The sequence below is a fragment of the Streptomyces sp. P3 genome (assembly GCF_003032475.1).
In the GTDB taxonomy this organism is placed as follows: domain Bacteria; phylum Actinomycetota; class Actinomycetes; order Streptomycetales; family Streptomycetaceae; genus Streptomyces.
The window spans coordinates 679,051-692,726 of sequence record NZ_CP028369.1 but is presented as its reverse complement, the minus strand read 5'-3'; the positions used below and the strand labels follow the sequence as shown (position 1 = coordinate 692,726).

Below are 13,676 nucleotides of genomic sequence, written 5' to 3'. Positions count from 1 at the left end.
GCGAAGGGCCCGCCCCCCGATACCTCCGGGGGGCGGGCCCTTCGCCGTGGATCACGCCGTCGACGGTCAGCGGGTCACGCCTCGAAGACCTCGCGGACCAGCTGCTCCTGCTCGGCCTGGTGACGCTTCGCCGAGCCGACGGCCGGGGACGAGCCGTGCGGCCGGGAGATGCGGCGCAGCCGCTCACCGTGCGGGATGTCGGCGCCGACCGCCAGGTCCAGGTGGTCGATCAGGTTCAGGGCGATGAACGGCCAGGCGCCCTGGTTGGCCGGCTCCTCCTGCACCCACAGGTACTTCTCGGCGTTCGGGTACTTGTTGACCTCCGCCTGGACCTCGGCGCCCGGCAGCGGGTACAGCCGCTCGAGGCGGATGATCGCCGTGTCCGTGATGCCGCGCTTCTGCCGCTCGGCCTCGAGGTCGTAGTACACCTTGCCGGCGCAGAAGACAACCTTCTTGACCGCGTTCGCCTCGACCGACGTGTCGCCGATGACCGGGCGGAACTGGCCCGTGGTGAACTCCTCCGCCTTCGACGCGGCGGCCTTCAGGCGCAGCATCGACTTCGGGGTGAAGACGACCAGCGGCTTGTGGTGCGGGTTGTGCACCTGCCACCGCAGGAGGTGGAAGTAGTTCGACGGGAGCGTGGGCATCGCGACCGTCATGTTGTTCTGGGCGCACAGCTGGAGGAAGCGCTCGACGCGGGCCGAGGAGTGGTCCGGGCCCTGGCCCTCGTAGCCGTGCGGGAGGAGCAGGGTGACGCCGGACGTCTGGCCCCACTTCTGCTCGGCCGCCGAGATGTACTCGTCGACGACCGTCTGCGCGCCGTTGACGAAGTCGCCGAACTGCGCCTCCCACATCACGAGCGCGTCCGGGCGGGCCAGCGAGTAGCCGTACTCGAAGCCCATGACCGCGTACTCGGACAGCAGGGAGTTGTAGACGTTGTAGCGCGCCTGCTCCTCGGCGAGGTACTGGAGCGGGGTGTGCTCCTCGCCCGTCTCGCGGTCGATGAGGACCGCGTGACGCTGGCCGAAGGTGCCGCGCTGGGAGTCCTGGCCGGACAGCCGGACCGGCGTGCCCTCGAGGAGGAGGGAGCCCACCGCGAGGGTCTCGCCCATGCCCCAGTCGATCGTGCCGTCCTCGACCATCGACGCCCGGCGCTGCAGCTGCGGCAGCAGACGCGGGTGGACGTGGAAGTAGTCGGGGATGTTGACCTGCGACTCGGCGATGCGCTTGACGGTCTCCGTGGAGATCGCGGTGTTCACGGCGACCGGGAACTCCGCCTGCGGGTCCGACACCGGGCCCGCGCTCGGCTGGGCCGTGACGGCCTCGCGGACCTCCGTGAAGACCTTCTCCAGCTGCCCCTGGTAGTCCTGCAGCGCCTGCTCGGCCTCTTCCAGGGTGATGTCGCCGCGACCGATCAGGGACTCGGTGTAGAGCTTGCGCACCGAGCGCTTCTTGTCGATCAGGTCGTACATCAGCGGCTGGGTGAAGGCCGGGTTGTCCGACTCGTTGTGACCGCGGCGGCGGTAGCAGATGAGGTCGATCACCACGTCCTTGTTGAACGCCTGGCGGAACTCGAAGGCCAGCCGCGCGACGCGCACCACGGCCTCCGGGTCGTCGCCGTTCACGTGGAAGATCGGGGCCTCGATCATGCGCGCCACGTCCGTGGCGTACATCGAGGAGCGGGAGGACTCCGGGGCGGCCGTGAAGCCGACCTGGTTGTTGATGACGATGTGGACCGTGCCGCCGGTGCGGTAGCCGCGCAGCTGCGACATGTTCAGGGTCTCGGCCACCACGCCCTGGCCCGCGAAGGCCGCGTCGCCGTGCAGGGCGACCGGCAGGACCGTGAAGTCCGAGCCGCCCTTGTTGATGATGTCCTGCTTGGCGCGGGCGATGCCCTCGATGACCGGGTCGACCGTCTCCAGGTGGGAGGGGTTCGCGGCCAGCGAGACCTTGATCTGCTCGCCGTCCAGGCCGGTGAAGGTCCCCTCGGCGCCCAGGTGGTACTTCACGTCGCCGGAGCCGTGCATCGACTTCGGGTCGAGGTTGCCCTCGAACTCGCGGAAGATCTGCGCGTACGACTTGCCGACGATGTTGGCGAGGACGTTCAGCCGGCCGCGGTGGGCCATGCCGATGACGACCTCGTCGAGCCGGGACTCGGCCGCGCTGTCCAGCACCGCGTCGAGCAGCGGGATGACGGACTCGCCGCCCTCCAGGGAGAAGCGCTTCTGGCCGACGTACTTGGTCTGCAGGAACGTCTCGAAGGCCTCCGCCGCGTTCAGCCGGCGCAGGATGCGCAGCTGCTCCTCGCGCTCCGGCTTGGTGTGCGGGCGCTCGATGCGGTCCTGGATCCAGCGGCGCTGCTTGGGGTCCTGGATGTGCATGAACTCGACGCCGGTGGTGCGGCAGTACGAGTCGCGCAGCACGCCGAGGATGTCGCGCAGCTTCATCAGGGACTTGCCGGAGAAGCCGCCGACCGCGAACTCGCGCTCCAGGTCCCACAGGGTGAGCCCGTGCTCGGTGATGTCGAGGTCGGGGTGCTTGCGCTGGCGGTACTCCAGCGGGTCGGTGTCGGCCATGACGTGGCCGCGGACCCGGTAGGAGTGGATCAGCTCGAAGACCCGGGCGGCCTTGGTGACGTCGTCGTCGTGGCTGGCGTCGATGTCCTTGAGCCAGCGGACCGGCTCGTAGGGGATGCGCAGTGCCTCGAAGATCTCGTCGTAGAAGCCGCTCTCGCCGAGCAGGTAGTTCGCGACGATCCGCAGGAACTCGCCGGAGGCCGCGCCCTGGATGACCCGGTGGTCGTAGGTCGACGTGAGCGTCATGACCTTCGCGATGCCGAGCTTGTTCAGGGTGTCCTGGCTGGTGCCCTGGAACTCCGCCGGGTAGTCCATCGAGCCGACGCCCATGATGACCGACTGGCCGGGCATCAGACGCGGCACGGAGTGCACGGTGCCGAGGCCGCCGGGGTTGGTCAGCGAGACGGTGACGCCGGTGAAGTCGTCCATCGTCAGCTTGCCGTCGCGGGCGCGGCGGACGATGTCCTCGTAGGCCTGCCAGAACTCGAAGAAGTTCAGCGTCTCGGCCTTCTTGATGCCGGCGACGACGAGCTGGCGGTCGCCGTTGGCCTTCACCAGGTCGATGGCCAGGCCGAAGTTGACGTGCGGCGGCTTGACGAGGGTGGGCTTCCCGTCCTTCTCCGCGTAGTGCCAGTTCATCGACGGCATGGCCTTGATGGCCTGCACCATCGCGAAGCCGATCAGGTGCGTGAAGGAGATCTTCCCGCCCCGGGCGCGCTTGAGGTGGTTGTTGATGACGATGCGGTTGTCGAACAGCAGCTTCACCGGGACCGCGCGCACGGACGTGGCCGTGGGCAGCTCCAGCGAGGCGTTCATGTTCTTGGCGACCGCGGCGGACGGGCCGCGCAGCGTCACGAACTCCGGGCCCTCGGGGGAGGCGGGCGCCGCGGCTGCGGGCGCGGGCTTCGCGGCGGCGGCCGGCCTGGCCGCCGGGGCCGCCTTCGCCGGGGCGGGAGCGGCGGCCGCGGGCTTCGGCACGGCGGCCGGGGCCGGGGCGGGAGCCGGAGCGGCGGCGGGGGCCGGCTGGGCCGGGGCGGCGGACGCGGGGGGTGCGGTGGTGGTCGCTGCGGCCCCCGCGGCCGCAGTACCCGCCGTAGCCGAGGGGGCAGCGGCCCCTGGCTTGTAGTCGGCGAAGAAGTCCCACCAGGCGCGGTCTACCGAATTCGGGTCCTGGAGGTACTGCTGATAGATCTCGTCGACGAGCCACTCGTTCGGTCCGAACGCGGCAGCGGGGTTCTTGCCCGCTTGGTCTGCGTCGGTCGAGATGCTGGAGTTACTGGGGGACTGTGGCGACACGGCGGCAACCGCCCTCTTCCGCTTCACAAGGTGATGGACAGCGGGAATAAAGGCTACGCCCCCGGGAGGGGGAGAGTCAGGCCGGGCCCGTCCATCGTCGCGTAAGTCACATCGGAGAGTGCGTTTCGAGGCCGGAAATGGCGGGAAACAAGCGCGGTTGCGCGTCAAAAGGGTGTGTTGATGCGTGTCACGCACGACGGGCGTACGGACTCTTCGCCGGTCTGCGGCGGCGCTCTGCCTGATCACACGTGTCCGACAGGGCGAACGCCGGTGGATCTTGCGGCTCCGCTTCGAACTTTACGTCAACTCGAGATGGAGGGATCTCCCGGAAGAGTGACAAGAATCCGGCAGCCCCGCTCGGATTCGGCCACTCCGATCCGGCCTCCGTGAAGATCGACCGCCCAGCGGGCGATCGCCAGCCCCAGCCCCGTACCGCCGTCACTGCCCGGCCCGTGCGGCCGGCGGACGGCTCCCCGGTTGAACCGCTCGAACACGCGGCGCCACTCCGAACGCGGAATGCCGGGCCCCTCGTCCAGGACCTCGATCTCCAGCGACTCCGGCAGCGGCCCGCGCCGCGCCTTCACCGTCACCCGTCCGTGCGGCGGGCTGTGCTTGACGGCGTTGTCGATCAGGTTGGCGACGACCTGGTGGATGCGCTCGGGATCGGCGTGCGCGGTCAGCTCCGGCGGGGTCACGTCCAGGTGCAGATGGACGTCCGTGCGGGTGTGGTTGCCGCCCGAGCCCATCGTGGCGCGCGCCGAGGCGACCATGTTGGCCTCCTTCAGCACGCCCGACAGGTACGGCCACACCTCGAAGCGCCGCCTGCGCAGCGGGACGACGCCGTTGTCGAGGCGGGACAGGTCCAGCAGGGTCTCCACCAGCCGCCCGAGCCGCTCCGTCTGCTTCAGCGCCGTGCGCATCGTCTCGGTGTCCGCCTCGGCGATGCCGTCGACGACGTTCTCCAGGACGGCGCGCAGACCCGCGATGGGCGTGCGCAGCTCGTGCGAGACGTTGGCCACCAGCTCCTTGCGCTGCCGGTCCTGCGCCTCGAGCTCGTCCGCCATGACGTTGATCGTCTGGGCGAGGTCGCCCAGCTCGTCGCGGCGGTTCTCGCTCACCCGGCGGGTGTAGTCGCCGTGCGAGATGGAGCGGGCCACCGTGTTCATCTCGTCCAGCGGCGCGGTCAGCGAATGCGCCACGAACTGCGTGATGAGCAGCGTCGCCACCATCGAGAAGACCGTGATGAAGCGGAGCTCCGTCTTGGTGTGCACCGCGATCATCGACAGACCCGTGGTGATCAGCACCGAGATGACGACCAGCGCACCCAGCTTGGTCTTGATCGAGAACGGGCGCACGCGGCCCCAGGGCTCCCCGGTCGCGGGAGCGGGGCTGCCGGGTCCGTCCTGCCCGCGGCTCATGGCGTCGGGGTCTCCAGCGCGTAGCCCACGCCGTGCACCGTGCGGATCCGCTCGGCGCCGATCTTCCGTCGCAGCGCCTTGATGTGGCTGTCCACCGTGCGGGTGCCGGAGGCGTCCGCCCAGTCCCAGACCTCGGCGAGGAGCTGCTCACGGGAGAGCACCGCGCGCGGGGTGTTCGCCAGGCAGACCAGCAGGTCGAACTCGGTGGGCGTGAGGTGCACGTCCTCCGAACGCACCCGCACCCGGCGCTGCGCGTGGTCGATCTCCAGCTCGCCGAGCCGCAGGATGCCGCTGCGCGGCGTGGTCGCCGCGATCGCGGCCCGCTCCACCCGGCGCAGCAGCACGTGCACGCGCGCCGCCAGCTCCCGCATGGAGAACGGCTTGGTCATGTAGTCGTCGGCGCCCACGCCGAGCCCGACCAGCATGTCGGTCTCGTCGTCGCGCGCGGTGAGCATCATCACCGGCACCGGGCGGGACGCCTGCACGCGACGGCAGACCTCCAGGCCGTCGAAGCCGGGCAGCATGATGTCGAGGATCAGCAGGTCGGGCTGCCAGGCCTCCGCCGTGTCGACGGCCGCCGGGCCGTCACCCGCCGTTTGCACGAGGAATCCCTCGGCGCGCAGGCGGGCCGCGATGGCGTCGACGATCGTCGGATCGTCCTCGACCACCAGGACGCGCCGCTGCGCGCCCGGTGTGGCGGTCGCCGTGCTGTTGTGTGCGGTGTGTGTCTGCTCCATCGCCCGCCCCTGAGTGTGCTTTCCGGAACCAGTGGGGTGATCCCATGTCTGCGCATGACTGCGGTTGACGCGTAAATGATCGGCGCCAGGGGTGCAGCGTACGGGGAGTCACCACGGCTTTGCTATCCAGGCCGGACGGCGAGATGCACGACGTCCGGCACTCCTCGGGCAACCGGGATCTCTTCGGTACGCACCTGTTGGAACCCGGCATTCCGCAAGGTTCCCTCGAATTCCGGAGAGGGCCGGGCAGACCATACGGCCAGTACGCCGCCCGGTCTCAACACCCGTGCGCAGCCCGCGAGTCCGACGGGGGAGTACAGGCTCTCGTTGCCTTCGGTGACGGTCCAGTCGGGCCCGTTGTCGATGTCCAGGCATACCGCGTCGAATGTGTCACGAGTCTCATGGACGTAGTCGAGCAGGTCCGCCGCCACGATCGTCGATCTGGGGTCGGCGAGCGCCGGACCGGAGAGGGCGGCCAGCGGGCCGCCGAGGTGCCAGTCGATCACGGCCCGTTCGCGCTCCACGACGGTGATCCCGCCCCAGCGCGGGTCGGCCGCCGCGTGGCTCAGCGAGAAGCCCACGCCCAGGCCGCCGATCAGCAGACGCGGGGCCGCGCGGTCGTCGAGCGCCGCACGCGCCGCCTCCACCAGCAGGCGCTCCGAGCGGCCGTCCGAGGTGTCCATCAGGAAGCAGCCGTTGGCGATGATCTGGAGCAGCTTCCCGTGCCGGCGCAGGACCACCTCGCCGTAGGGGCCCTCGCGACGGTCCAGCACTTCCGGGGCGTCGGACACGTCGTACGGGAGAGGCATGGGTCCATCCTGGCAGTCCGCCGGCTCCCGGGCGAGGGAAATCCGTGTGCGGCGGCTGCAGTTGACGTACGGACGTTCGGGTCGGTTCGGGTCGCATGAGAATCGGCCGAGAGGAGTCTCAGAGGTTTCTGTGAATCGGCCCGGGCGTGGCGTGGATCACAGACAGCGGGCGGGCGGGGCACGAAGGGTGGGGCGGAACGGAAGGAGCGCCTCAGGTGGAACGCACGACCTCACCCACGCGCCCGCCCCTGCCCGGCGCCGCAGGGCTCCCCGGCCGCACGCGGATCCCCGGCGTGGCGGGACTGCCCGACACCGCCGGTCTGCCTGACACCGCCGGTCTGCTGGACGGCATCCCCTGCCAGCGTGGCGCACGGCCCGCCCCGCTGGTCGCGGAACGGCCCGGCGAGCGGTGCGCAGAAGGTCCGGCCGAGCCGTCGGCGCGGACGGGCCCCGCTCCTCGCCCCCGGCGCCCGGCCGGGTTCCGGGTGCGGGTCCCTGTGCCCTTCACGCTCGCCTACGCGGCCCTCCTCGCCGTCACTTCGTACGTCGCCGAGCATGCCGACCCCGCCCTCGTGTACGCCCTGTACCAGGGCTCCAGCACCGATGTGGCGCACCTGCTGCAGACGCCGGCGCTGGTGCTGGTGGCCAGCGCGCTGTGGGTGGCGGGCGGCTTCGTCTCGCCCTTCACCCTCGGTTTCGTGGTCGCCCTCACCGCGTTGGAGCGGCGGATCGGCGGGGCCCGCACGGCGGTCGTCTTCCTGCTCGGACATGTGCCGGCCACCCTCGCGACGGAGGTCCCGGTGGGTCTGGGCGTGCTGGTGGGGTGGCTGCCCGACAGTTCGCTCCACCGACTCGACTACGGAATCAGCTTCGGCGTCGCCGCGAGCGTCGGCGCGCTGGCGGGGCTGCTCGGGCCGTGGCCGCGCGCTCTTCTGCTCGTCGCGTTCGGCGGGATGCTGCTGCGGGACCTGATCGCCTACACCGATCCGCTGACCAACTGGGGCCACCTGATCGCGCTGGTGACGGGCGTCGCCGTCTGGCCGTGGGTCCGGCGCTGGGACCAGAGGGGCCGACCGGTGCGCCCTCGGCCCACGGCGCCCCTGTCCGCGGCGTGAGCGTGCGAGCGGCCGCCCCGTGAGCGCCGGCCCCGCCCCGGGCGTCAGCCGGACGGGCCCTGGCCGGACAGGTGTCGGCCGGACATTCTGGCCGGGCGGGTTCCGGTCGGACAGGTTTCGGTCGGACAGGTGGCGGCCGGGCGGGTCTCAGTCGTTGAACCGGACCGTGCCGTCCTCGCACAGGGTGGGGTGCAGCTTCATGGGGCCGTACTCGTCCACGTCGGACGGGCGGGGCGGTTCGGGGCCGTCGGGGCCCAGCCGGACCATCCGTTCGACGCGGCAGATCCGGAACAGACGGCCCTCCACGCTCGCCTCGTCGGCCCGGCCGGCCGCCCTGAACGCCTCGGCGGCCCGCGCGTAGAGGGCCTTCTTGCGCTCGTCGAAGCGGTAGAGCATCGCCCAGACGCGGGCCATCCCCTCGTACAGCGCGCGGCGCGCCTCGTGCGGGGTGGCGGCCAGCGAGCCGAACGGCGTCCAGTCCGTGCCCTCGCGCTCCGCCACCGAGAAGCCCACCGGCAGCCGGACCACGTCCGGGTGGGTCAGCGCCGCCCGTGCGGAGTCCTCGCGGACGTCGGAGGGGAAGCGGGCGCCCGTGTACGTGAAGTCGCGCAGTCCGAGCCGCAGCGCGCCCGCCATCGGCCCCTCGTCCCGGCCGGGGTCGAGGGCGAAGCCCACGTCCGGCGACGGCGCGGTGCCCGGGTCCTCCCACGACGCGCCCGGCGCCTCCGGGTCGGTGGGCCGCGGCGGCTCCAGCCCGTCGTCGCCGGTCCGGGCGAACTCGTCGCCGCGCACCACCCGGTAGCGCACCCCCAGCGCCTCGACCTCGTCGGCGGGGGCCCGTTCCAGCACGGCGACGGCGGTCAGCAGCTCGCGCCGCGCGGCCGGATCGCCGGCGCCGTCCTTCGCCTGGAACCACAGGTGCGAGTTCAGTCCGTCGCGGGCCTGCTGGGGCATGCCGTCCACCACCGGCTTGAGCAGCCGCCAGCACGGCCCCTCGGCGGCCGGGTCCAGCGCGGCCACGCCGAAGACGGGCCCGCGCAGCGCGATGTGCGGGTAGCGCCTGGACGCCTCGACGGCGTCCGCCTCGGTCACCCAGGCGACGGGGTCGTCCCGGAGGACCAGCTCAGCGTGGAGGGCGTCCAGACGTCGCTTCCAGTCATCGGTCATACGCGCATTGTGGTCGGGGTGAAGGGGTGCTTCGGGGCGAATGCCGGAAGTGGGCGGGGTACGGGCAGGGGGCGCGGGGGGCGTGGCCCGTCGTGCGACGCCGCGGGGTGCGCCCCCTCGTCCGGCGAACGTCGCCTCCGTGCGTCCCCCGTGAACTCCGCGCTCGCCGGCGACGTCTCGACGCACCGCGCAGCGGCCTCGTACAGTGCCCGCCCCTCACCCGTCCGGCGTCCCCCGCCGGAGCAGTGATGATCGCCCACAGCGAACGCAACGGGTTGTGGGGAACATTCGGAGGCTCATGTGCATTGAGTCGGCGTAGCTCAACTTGACTGCCGAAGGGGAGATCATGGCATCGACGTCCGCTCCGCTCACTCTGCCCGTGCTGCCTCTTGATGACGAGGTCGTGCTCCCCGGCATGGTGGTTCCGCTGGACCTCAACGACGCCGACGTACGCGCCGCGGTGGAGGCCGCCCAGGCCGCCGCCCGTTCAACACCGGGCAAGCCTCAGGTACTCCTGGTGCCGCGTATCGACGGCACTTATGCGAGCACCGGTGTGCTCGGCACCGTGGAACAGGTCGGCCGGCTGGCCGACGGCGACCCGGGCGCGCTGATCCGCGGCCGCGGCCGCGTGAAGATCGGCGCCGGCACCACCGGGCCCGGCGCGGCACTGTGGGTCGAGGGGACGAAGTCCGACCAGACCGTCCCCGAGCCGCTGCCCGGTCACGTCGCCGAACTGGTCAAGGAGTACAAGGCGCTCGCCACCGCCTGGCTGCGCAAGCGCGCCGCCTGGCAGGTCGTCGACCGGGTCCAGGCCATCGACGACGTCTCCGCGCTCGCCGACAACTCCGGCTACTCGCCGTTCCTCACCACCGAACAGAAGGTGGAGCTCCTGGAGACCGCCGACCCGGTGGCCCGTCTGAAGCTCGCCACCCAGCAGCTGCGCGACCACCTCGCCGAACAGGACGTCGCCGAGACGATCGCCAAGGACGTCCAGGAGGGCGTCGACAAGCAGCAGCGCGAGTTCCTGCTGCGCCGCCAGCTGGAAGCCGTCCGCAAGGAGCTGCGCGAGCTGGGCGGCGAGCAGGAGGGCGAGGAGTCCGACGACTACCGCGCCCGCGTCGAGGCAGCCGACCTGCCCGAGAAGGTCCGCGAGGCCGCCCTCAAGGAGGTCGACAAGCTGGAGCGGTCCAGCGACCAGTCGCCCGAGGGCTCCTGGATCCGCACCTGGCTGGACACCGTCCTCGAACTGCCGTGGAACGAGCGCACCGAGGACCGGTACGACATCCAGGACGCCAAGTCCGTCCTCGACGCCGAGCACGCGGGCCTGGAGGACGTGAAGGAGCGCATCACCGAGTACCTGGCGGTGCGCAAGCGCCGCGGCGAGCGCGGTCTGGGCGTGGTCGGCGGCCGGCGCGGCGGCGCCGTCCTGGCCCTCGTCGGCCCGCCCGGCGTCGGCAAGACCAGCCTCGGCGAGTCCGTCGCGCACGCCATGGGCCGCAAGTTCGTCCGTGTCGCCCTCGGCGGCGTCCGAGACGAGGCCGAGATCCGCGGCCACCGCCGTACCTACGTGGGCGCGCTGCCCGGCCGGATCGTGCGGGCGATCAAGGAGGCCGGGTCGATGAACCCGGTGGTCCTCCTCGACGAGATCGACAAGGTCGGCTCCGACTTCCGGGGAGACCCGGCGGCCGCCCTCCTCGAGGTGCTCGACCCGGCGCAGAACCACACGTTCCGCGACCACTACCTGGAGGTCGAGCTCGACCTGTCGGACGTGGTGTTCCTGGCCACCGCCAACGTGCTCGAAGCCGTCCCGGAGGCCCTGCTCGACCGTATGGAGCTGGTCCGCCTGGACGGCTACACCGAGGACGAGAAGGTCGTCATCGCCCGCGACCACCTGCTCCCGCGCCAGCTGGAGCGGGCGGGCCTGGACAAGGACGAGGTCACCCTCGACGAGAGCGCACTGCGCAGGCTCGCCGGCGAGTACACCCGAGAGGCGGGCGTGCGCACCCTGGAGCGGTCCATCGCGCGGCTGCTGCGCAAGGTCGCGGCCCAGCACGAACTGGGCGAGCGGAAGCTGCCGTTCACCATCCGCGACGAGGATCTGCGCGCCCTGATCGGCCGGCCGCACCACGTGCCCGAGTCCGCTCAGGACCCGGCCGAGCGCCGGACCGCCGTGCCCGGTGTCGCGACCGGTCTCGCGGTCACCGGCGCGGGTGGCGACGTCCTGTACGTCGAGGCGTCGCTGGCCGACCCGGAGACGGGCGCGGCGGGCCTGACGCTGACCGGTCAGCTCGGCGACGTGATGAAGGAGTCGGCGCAGATCGCCCTCAGCTTCCTGCGCAGCCACGGGGCCGAACTGGAGCTGCCGGTGGGCGACCTGAAGGACCGGGGCGTGCACATCCACTTCCCGGCGGGCGCGGTCCCCAAGGACGGCCCGAGCGCCGGCGTCACCATGACGACGGCCCTCGCGTCCCTGCTGTCGGGCCGGCTCGTCCGCACGGACGTGGCGATGACCGGCGAGGTCTCCCTCACCGGCCGGGTCCTGCCGATCGGCGGTGTGAAGCAGAAGCTGCTCGCCGCGCACCGGGCGGGCGTCACCACCGTGATCATCCCCAAGCGCAACGAGCCCGACCTGGACGACGTCCCCGCGGAGGTGCTGGACACGCTCGACGTCCACGCCGTCACGGACGTCCGCCAGGTGCTGGAGCTGGCGCTCGCGCCCGCCGCGAACGGCGCGACGCCGGAGGTTCCCGTGGCGGCGTGACGGACGCCGTGGGAAGGACGAGGGCCCGGGACCCGTGGGGACCGGGTCCTCGCCGTGCCCGGGCTGCCGCGGCCCTGCGAGCCGCCGTCCGGGGCCTGCGAAATACTGAGGAGCTGCGCCGATGGCAGCGACCGGCGACAAAGGGCAGAGGTGCTGACGTGCACGAGGACACAGACGGCGACGGACGCGAAAACGAGTCCGGCGCACCGTCGCGAGGGGTGGAGCGGGACGACCGGGAGTTCCTCTCCCTGGAGCGGGAGCTGACCGTGCTGTTCCGCCGGGCCCGCGCCAACCAGGGGGAGATGGCCCGCGAGGTCCATCCGGACCTGGAGTCCGCCGCCTACGGGCTCCTCGTCCGGTTGGAGGAGTGCGGCCGGCAGCGGGCCACCGAGCTCGCCGCCTACATCGGCGTCGGCAAGGCCACCATGTCGCGCCAGTTGCGTGCCCTGGAACAGCTCGGCCTGGTCGCCCGCGCCCCGGACCCGGCGGACGGCCGGGCCTGGCTGGTCGACCTCACCGAGGAGGGCCGCACCCGGGTGAGCCGGGTCCGCGAGGCCCGCCGTGAGCGGTACGTCAGCAACTTCTCCCACTGGGACCGCGTCGAGGTCGAGGAGCTGGCACGACTGCTGCACCAGCTGAACCGGGGCATGGAGAAGTAGCCCCACCGGCTCCGTCCCGGGACCGCCGCAGCCGCAGCCGTCGCGCCGGCGTGGCCGGTGCCCGCGCGGTCCCGGTCACGGCTGCGCGTACACCACCGTCGCGTCGTCGTGGGTCTTCGCCCGGCCGAGCAGGGGCCGTCCCGCCGCCTCGTCCGCCCGCTCCAGCTCGCGCACCCGCTCCACGAGGGTCCGCGCCCCCTGCTCGTCGACGAGCGCGAACAGGTCCCCCCAGTCACCCTGGCGGAACAGCTCCGCCCAGCGCCCGGCCCCGTCCGACAGGGCGGCCAGCGAACGGACGTCCCCGCGCGGCACGCGACCCGTCACCGCGCGGGCCGCCACCGCCGGGTCGGCCGCCGCCGTGAAGAAGCCGCCCTCCCGGTTGCGCAGCGTGCCGTCGACGACGTCGGCGCTGCGCAGCAGGGCGCGCGGCACACGGGCCAGCCGGTCGTCCCGGACGGCGGTCACCGCGCCGTCGGGCGAGGCGAGCAGCAGCGTCGCGTCGCACAGGACCAGGTACTCCACGGTCCGCGGCGACCAGCGCGCCAGGACCGCCGTCGCCTGTGGCGTACGCGGGTGAGAAAGGTCACAGGTTTCCGCGTGGGCCTCGGCGGTACGTGCGATGGCGAGGGCGAGTGCCTCGACCAGCGGAACATCCGCGAGCGAAACGGTCAGTTCGGTCAGGGCGCCGCCCAGCCGTGCCGTGAACCAGGGGACCGAATGCAGACAGCCCCCGCCGCCCCGCGGCGGAGTCACCCCGTCCAGGAGGACGAGCGAACCTCCCTGCCCGGAGGCGGCGAGCCCGACACTCGCGAAGTCCTCGTTGGGGCGGGCCCGATCCCCGGCCTCCGACACAAGTTCCGTACGCATCAGGCCAGTCTGCACGAGCCCTTCACAGCCTTCGCGAAAGGCTGGCAACACATGCTGAACGGGTACGCCGCCGCAGGTCAGACGCCTGTTTTGGGCGGGAATGAAGCACTCCGGGAAGGCGTGTCGGCGAATACTGCCAAAGCCCGCCGCCCACGTCCAACCGGGCGCCCGGACGGGGTTGCTGCACACGCCAGAGGAACTTGCCCGCCAACTCCCCTCCGATGTTCACTCCTTCGGGTGGCGGGGCAAGCGATGCGCGGCCCCTGCCCAC

At 71.9% G+C, this 13,676-nt stretch carries 9 protein-coding genes; 3 read left to right on the top strand and 6 right to left on the bottom strand.

The genetic code is table 11. The annotated features are described in order from the left end of the window. Positions 1–74: 74 nt before the first annotated feature. The 4 genes from C6376_RS02865 to C6376_RS02850 all read right to left on the bottom strand — a co-directional run bounded on the left by C6376_RS02865 (position 75) and on the right by C6376_RS02850 (position 6,836). Positions 75–3,872, bottom strand: coding sequence for a multifunctional oxoglutarate decarboxylase/oxoglutarate dehydrogenase thiamine pyrophosphate-binding subunit/dihydrolipoyllysine-residue succinyltransferase subunit (locus tag C6376_RS02865; protein WP_107448741.1), 3,798 nt, complete (start codon positions 3,870–3,872; stop codon positions 75–77). 302 nt (positions 3,873–4,174) lie between these two features. Then, the gene (locus C6376_RS02860) at positions 4,175–5,290 is read right to left on the bottom strand and encodes a HAMP domain-containing sensor histidine kinase (RefSeq protein ID WP_107441940.1); all 1,116 of its coding nucleotides are present in this window, start codon (positions 5,288–5,290) and stop codon (positions 4,175–4,177) included. Then, on the bottom strand, positions 5,287–6,027 hold the full coding sequence (locus tag C6376_RS02855) for a response regulator transcription factor (RefSeq protein WP_020130720.1): 741 nt from the start codon (positions 6,025–6,027) through the stop codon (positions 5,287–5,289). The genes C6376_RS02860 and C6376_RS02855 overlap by 4 nt, the downstream gene beginning before the upstream one ends. Positions 6,028–6,149: 122 nt before the next feature. Then, complete coding sequence (locus tag C6376_RS02850) at positions 6,150–6,836, bottom strand: spermidine synthase (RefSeq protein WP_107441939.1); 687 nt, start codon at positions 6,834–6,836, stop codon at positions 6,150–6,152. A gap of 284 nt (positions 6,837–7,120) precedes the next feature. Between C6376_RS02850 and C6376_RS02845 the strand changes: the two genes are divergently transcribed. Further along, positions 7,121–7,951, top strand: a complete 831-nt coding sequence (locus tag C6376_RS02845; protein WP_107448740.1) for a rhomboid-like protein — start codon at positions 7,121–7,123, stop codon at positions 7,949–7,951. A gap of 147 nt (positions 7,952–8,098) precedes the next feature. Here C6376_RS02845 and C6376_RS02840 read toward each other — a convergent pair whose 3' ends face one another. Then, on the bottom strand, positions 8,099–9,118 hold the full coding sequence (locus C6376_RS02840) for a DUF5954 family protein (protein WP_107441938.1): 1,020 nt from the start codon (positions 9,116–9,118) through the stop codon (positions 8,099–8,101). Positions 9,119–9,464: 346 nt separating this feature from the next. Between C6376_RS02840 and lon the strand changes: the two genes are divergently transcribed. Beyond that, complete coding sequence (lon, locus tag C6376_RS02835; protein WP_107441937.1) at positions 9,465–11,879, top strand: endopeptidase La; 2,415 nt, start codon at positions 9,465–9,467, stop codon at positions 11,877–11,879. 218 nt (positions 11,880–12,097) lie between these two features. After that, on the top strand, positions 12,098–12,538 hold the full coding sequence (locus C6376_RS02830) for a MarR family winged helix-turn-helix transcriptional regulator (RefSeq protein ID WP_301554738.1): 441 nt from the start codon (positions 12,098–12,100) through the stop codon (positions 12,536–12,538). A gap of 75 nt (positions 12,539–12,613) precedes the next feature. On the opposite strand, the gene C6376_RS02825 is transcribed toward C6376_RS02830, so the two are convergent. Continuing rightward, entirely contained in the window at positions 12,614–13,405 is a 792-nt protein-coding gene (locus C6376_RS02825; protein WP_107441935.1) for a hypothetical protein, read from the bottom strand. Positions 13,406–13,676: the final 271 nt, after the last annotated feature.

Bases quoted from the DNA above. Each gene is read 5' to 3' on its own strand.
- C6376_RS02860 (WP_107441940.1), bottom strand. From the start codon at position 5,290: ATGAGCCGCGGGCAGGACGGACCCGGCAGCCCCGCTCCCGCGACCGGG.
- C6376_RS02855 (WP_020130720.1), bottom strand. From the start codon at position 6,027: ATGGAGCAGACACACACCGCACACAACAGCACGGCGACCGCCACACCG.
- C6376_RS02850 (WP_107441939.1), bottom strand. From the start codon at position 6,836: ATGCCTCTCCCGTACGACGTGTCCGACGCCCCGGAAGTGCTGGACCGT.
- C6376_RS02840 (WP_107441938.1), bottom strand. From the start codon at position 9,118: ATGACCGATGACTGGAAGCGACGTCTGGACGCCCTCCACGCTGAGCTG.
- lon (WP_107441937.1), top strand. From the start codon at position 9,465: ATGGCATCGACGTCCGCTCCGCTCACTCTGCCCGTGCTGCCTCTTGAT.
- C6376_RS02825 (WP_107441935.1), bottom strand. From the start codon at position 13,405: ATGCGTACGGAACTTGTGTCGGAGGCCGGGGATCGGGCCCGCCCCAAC.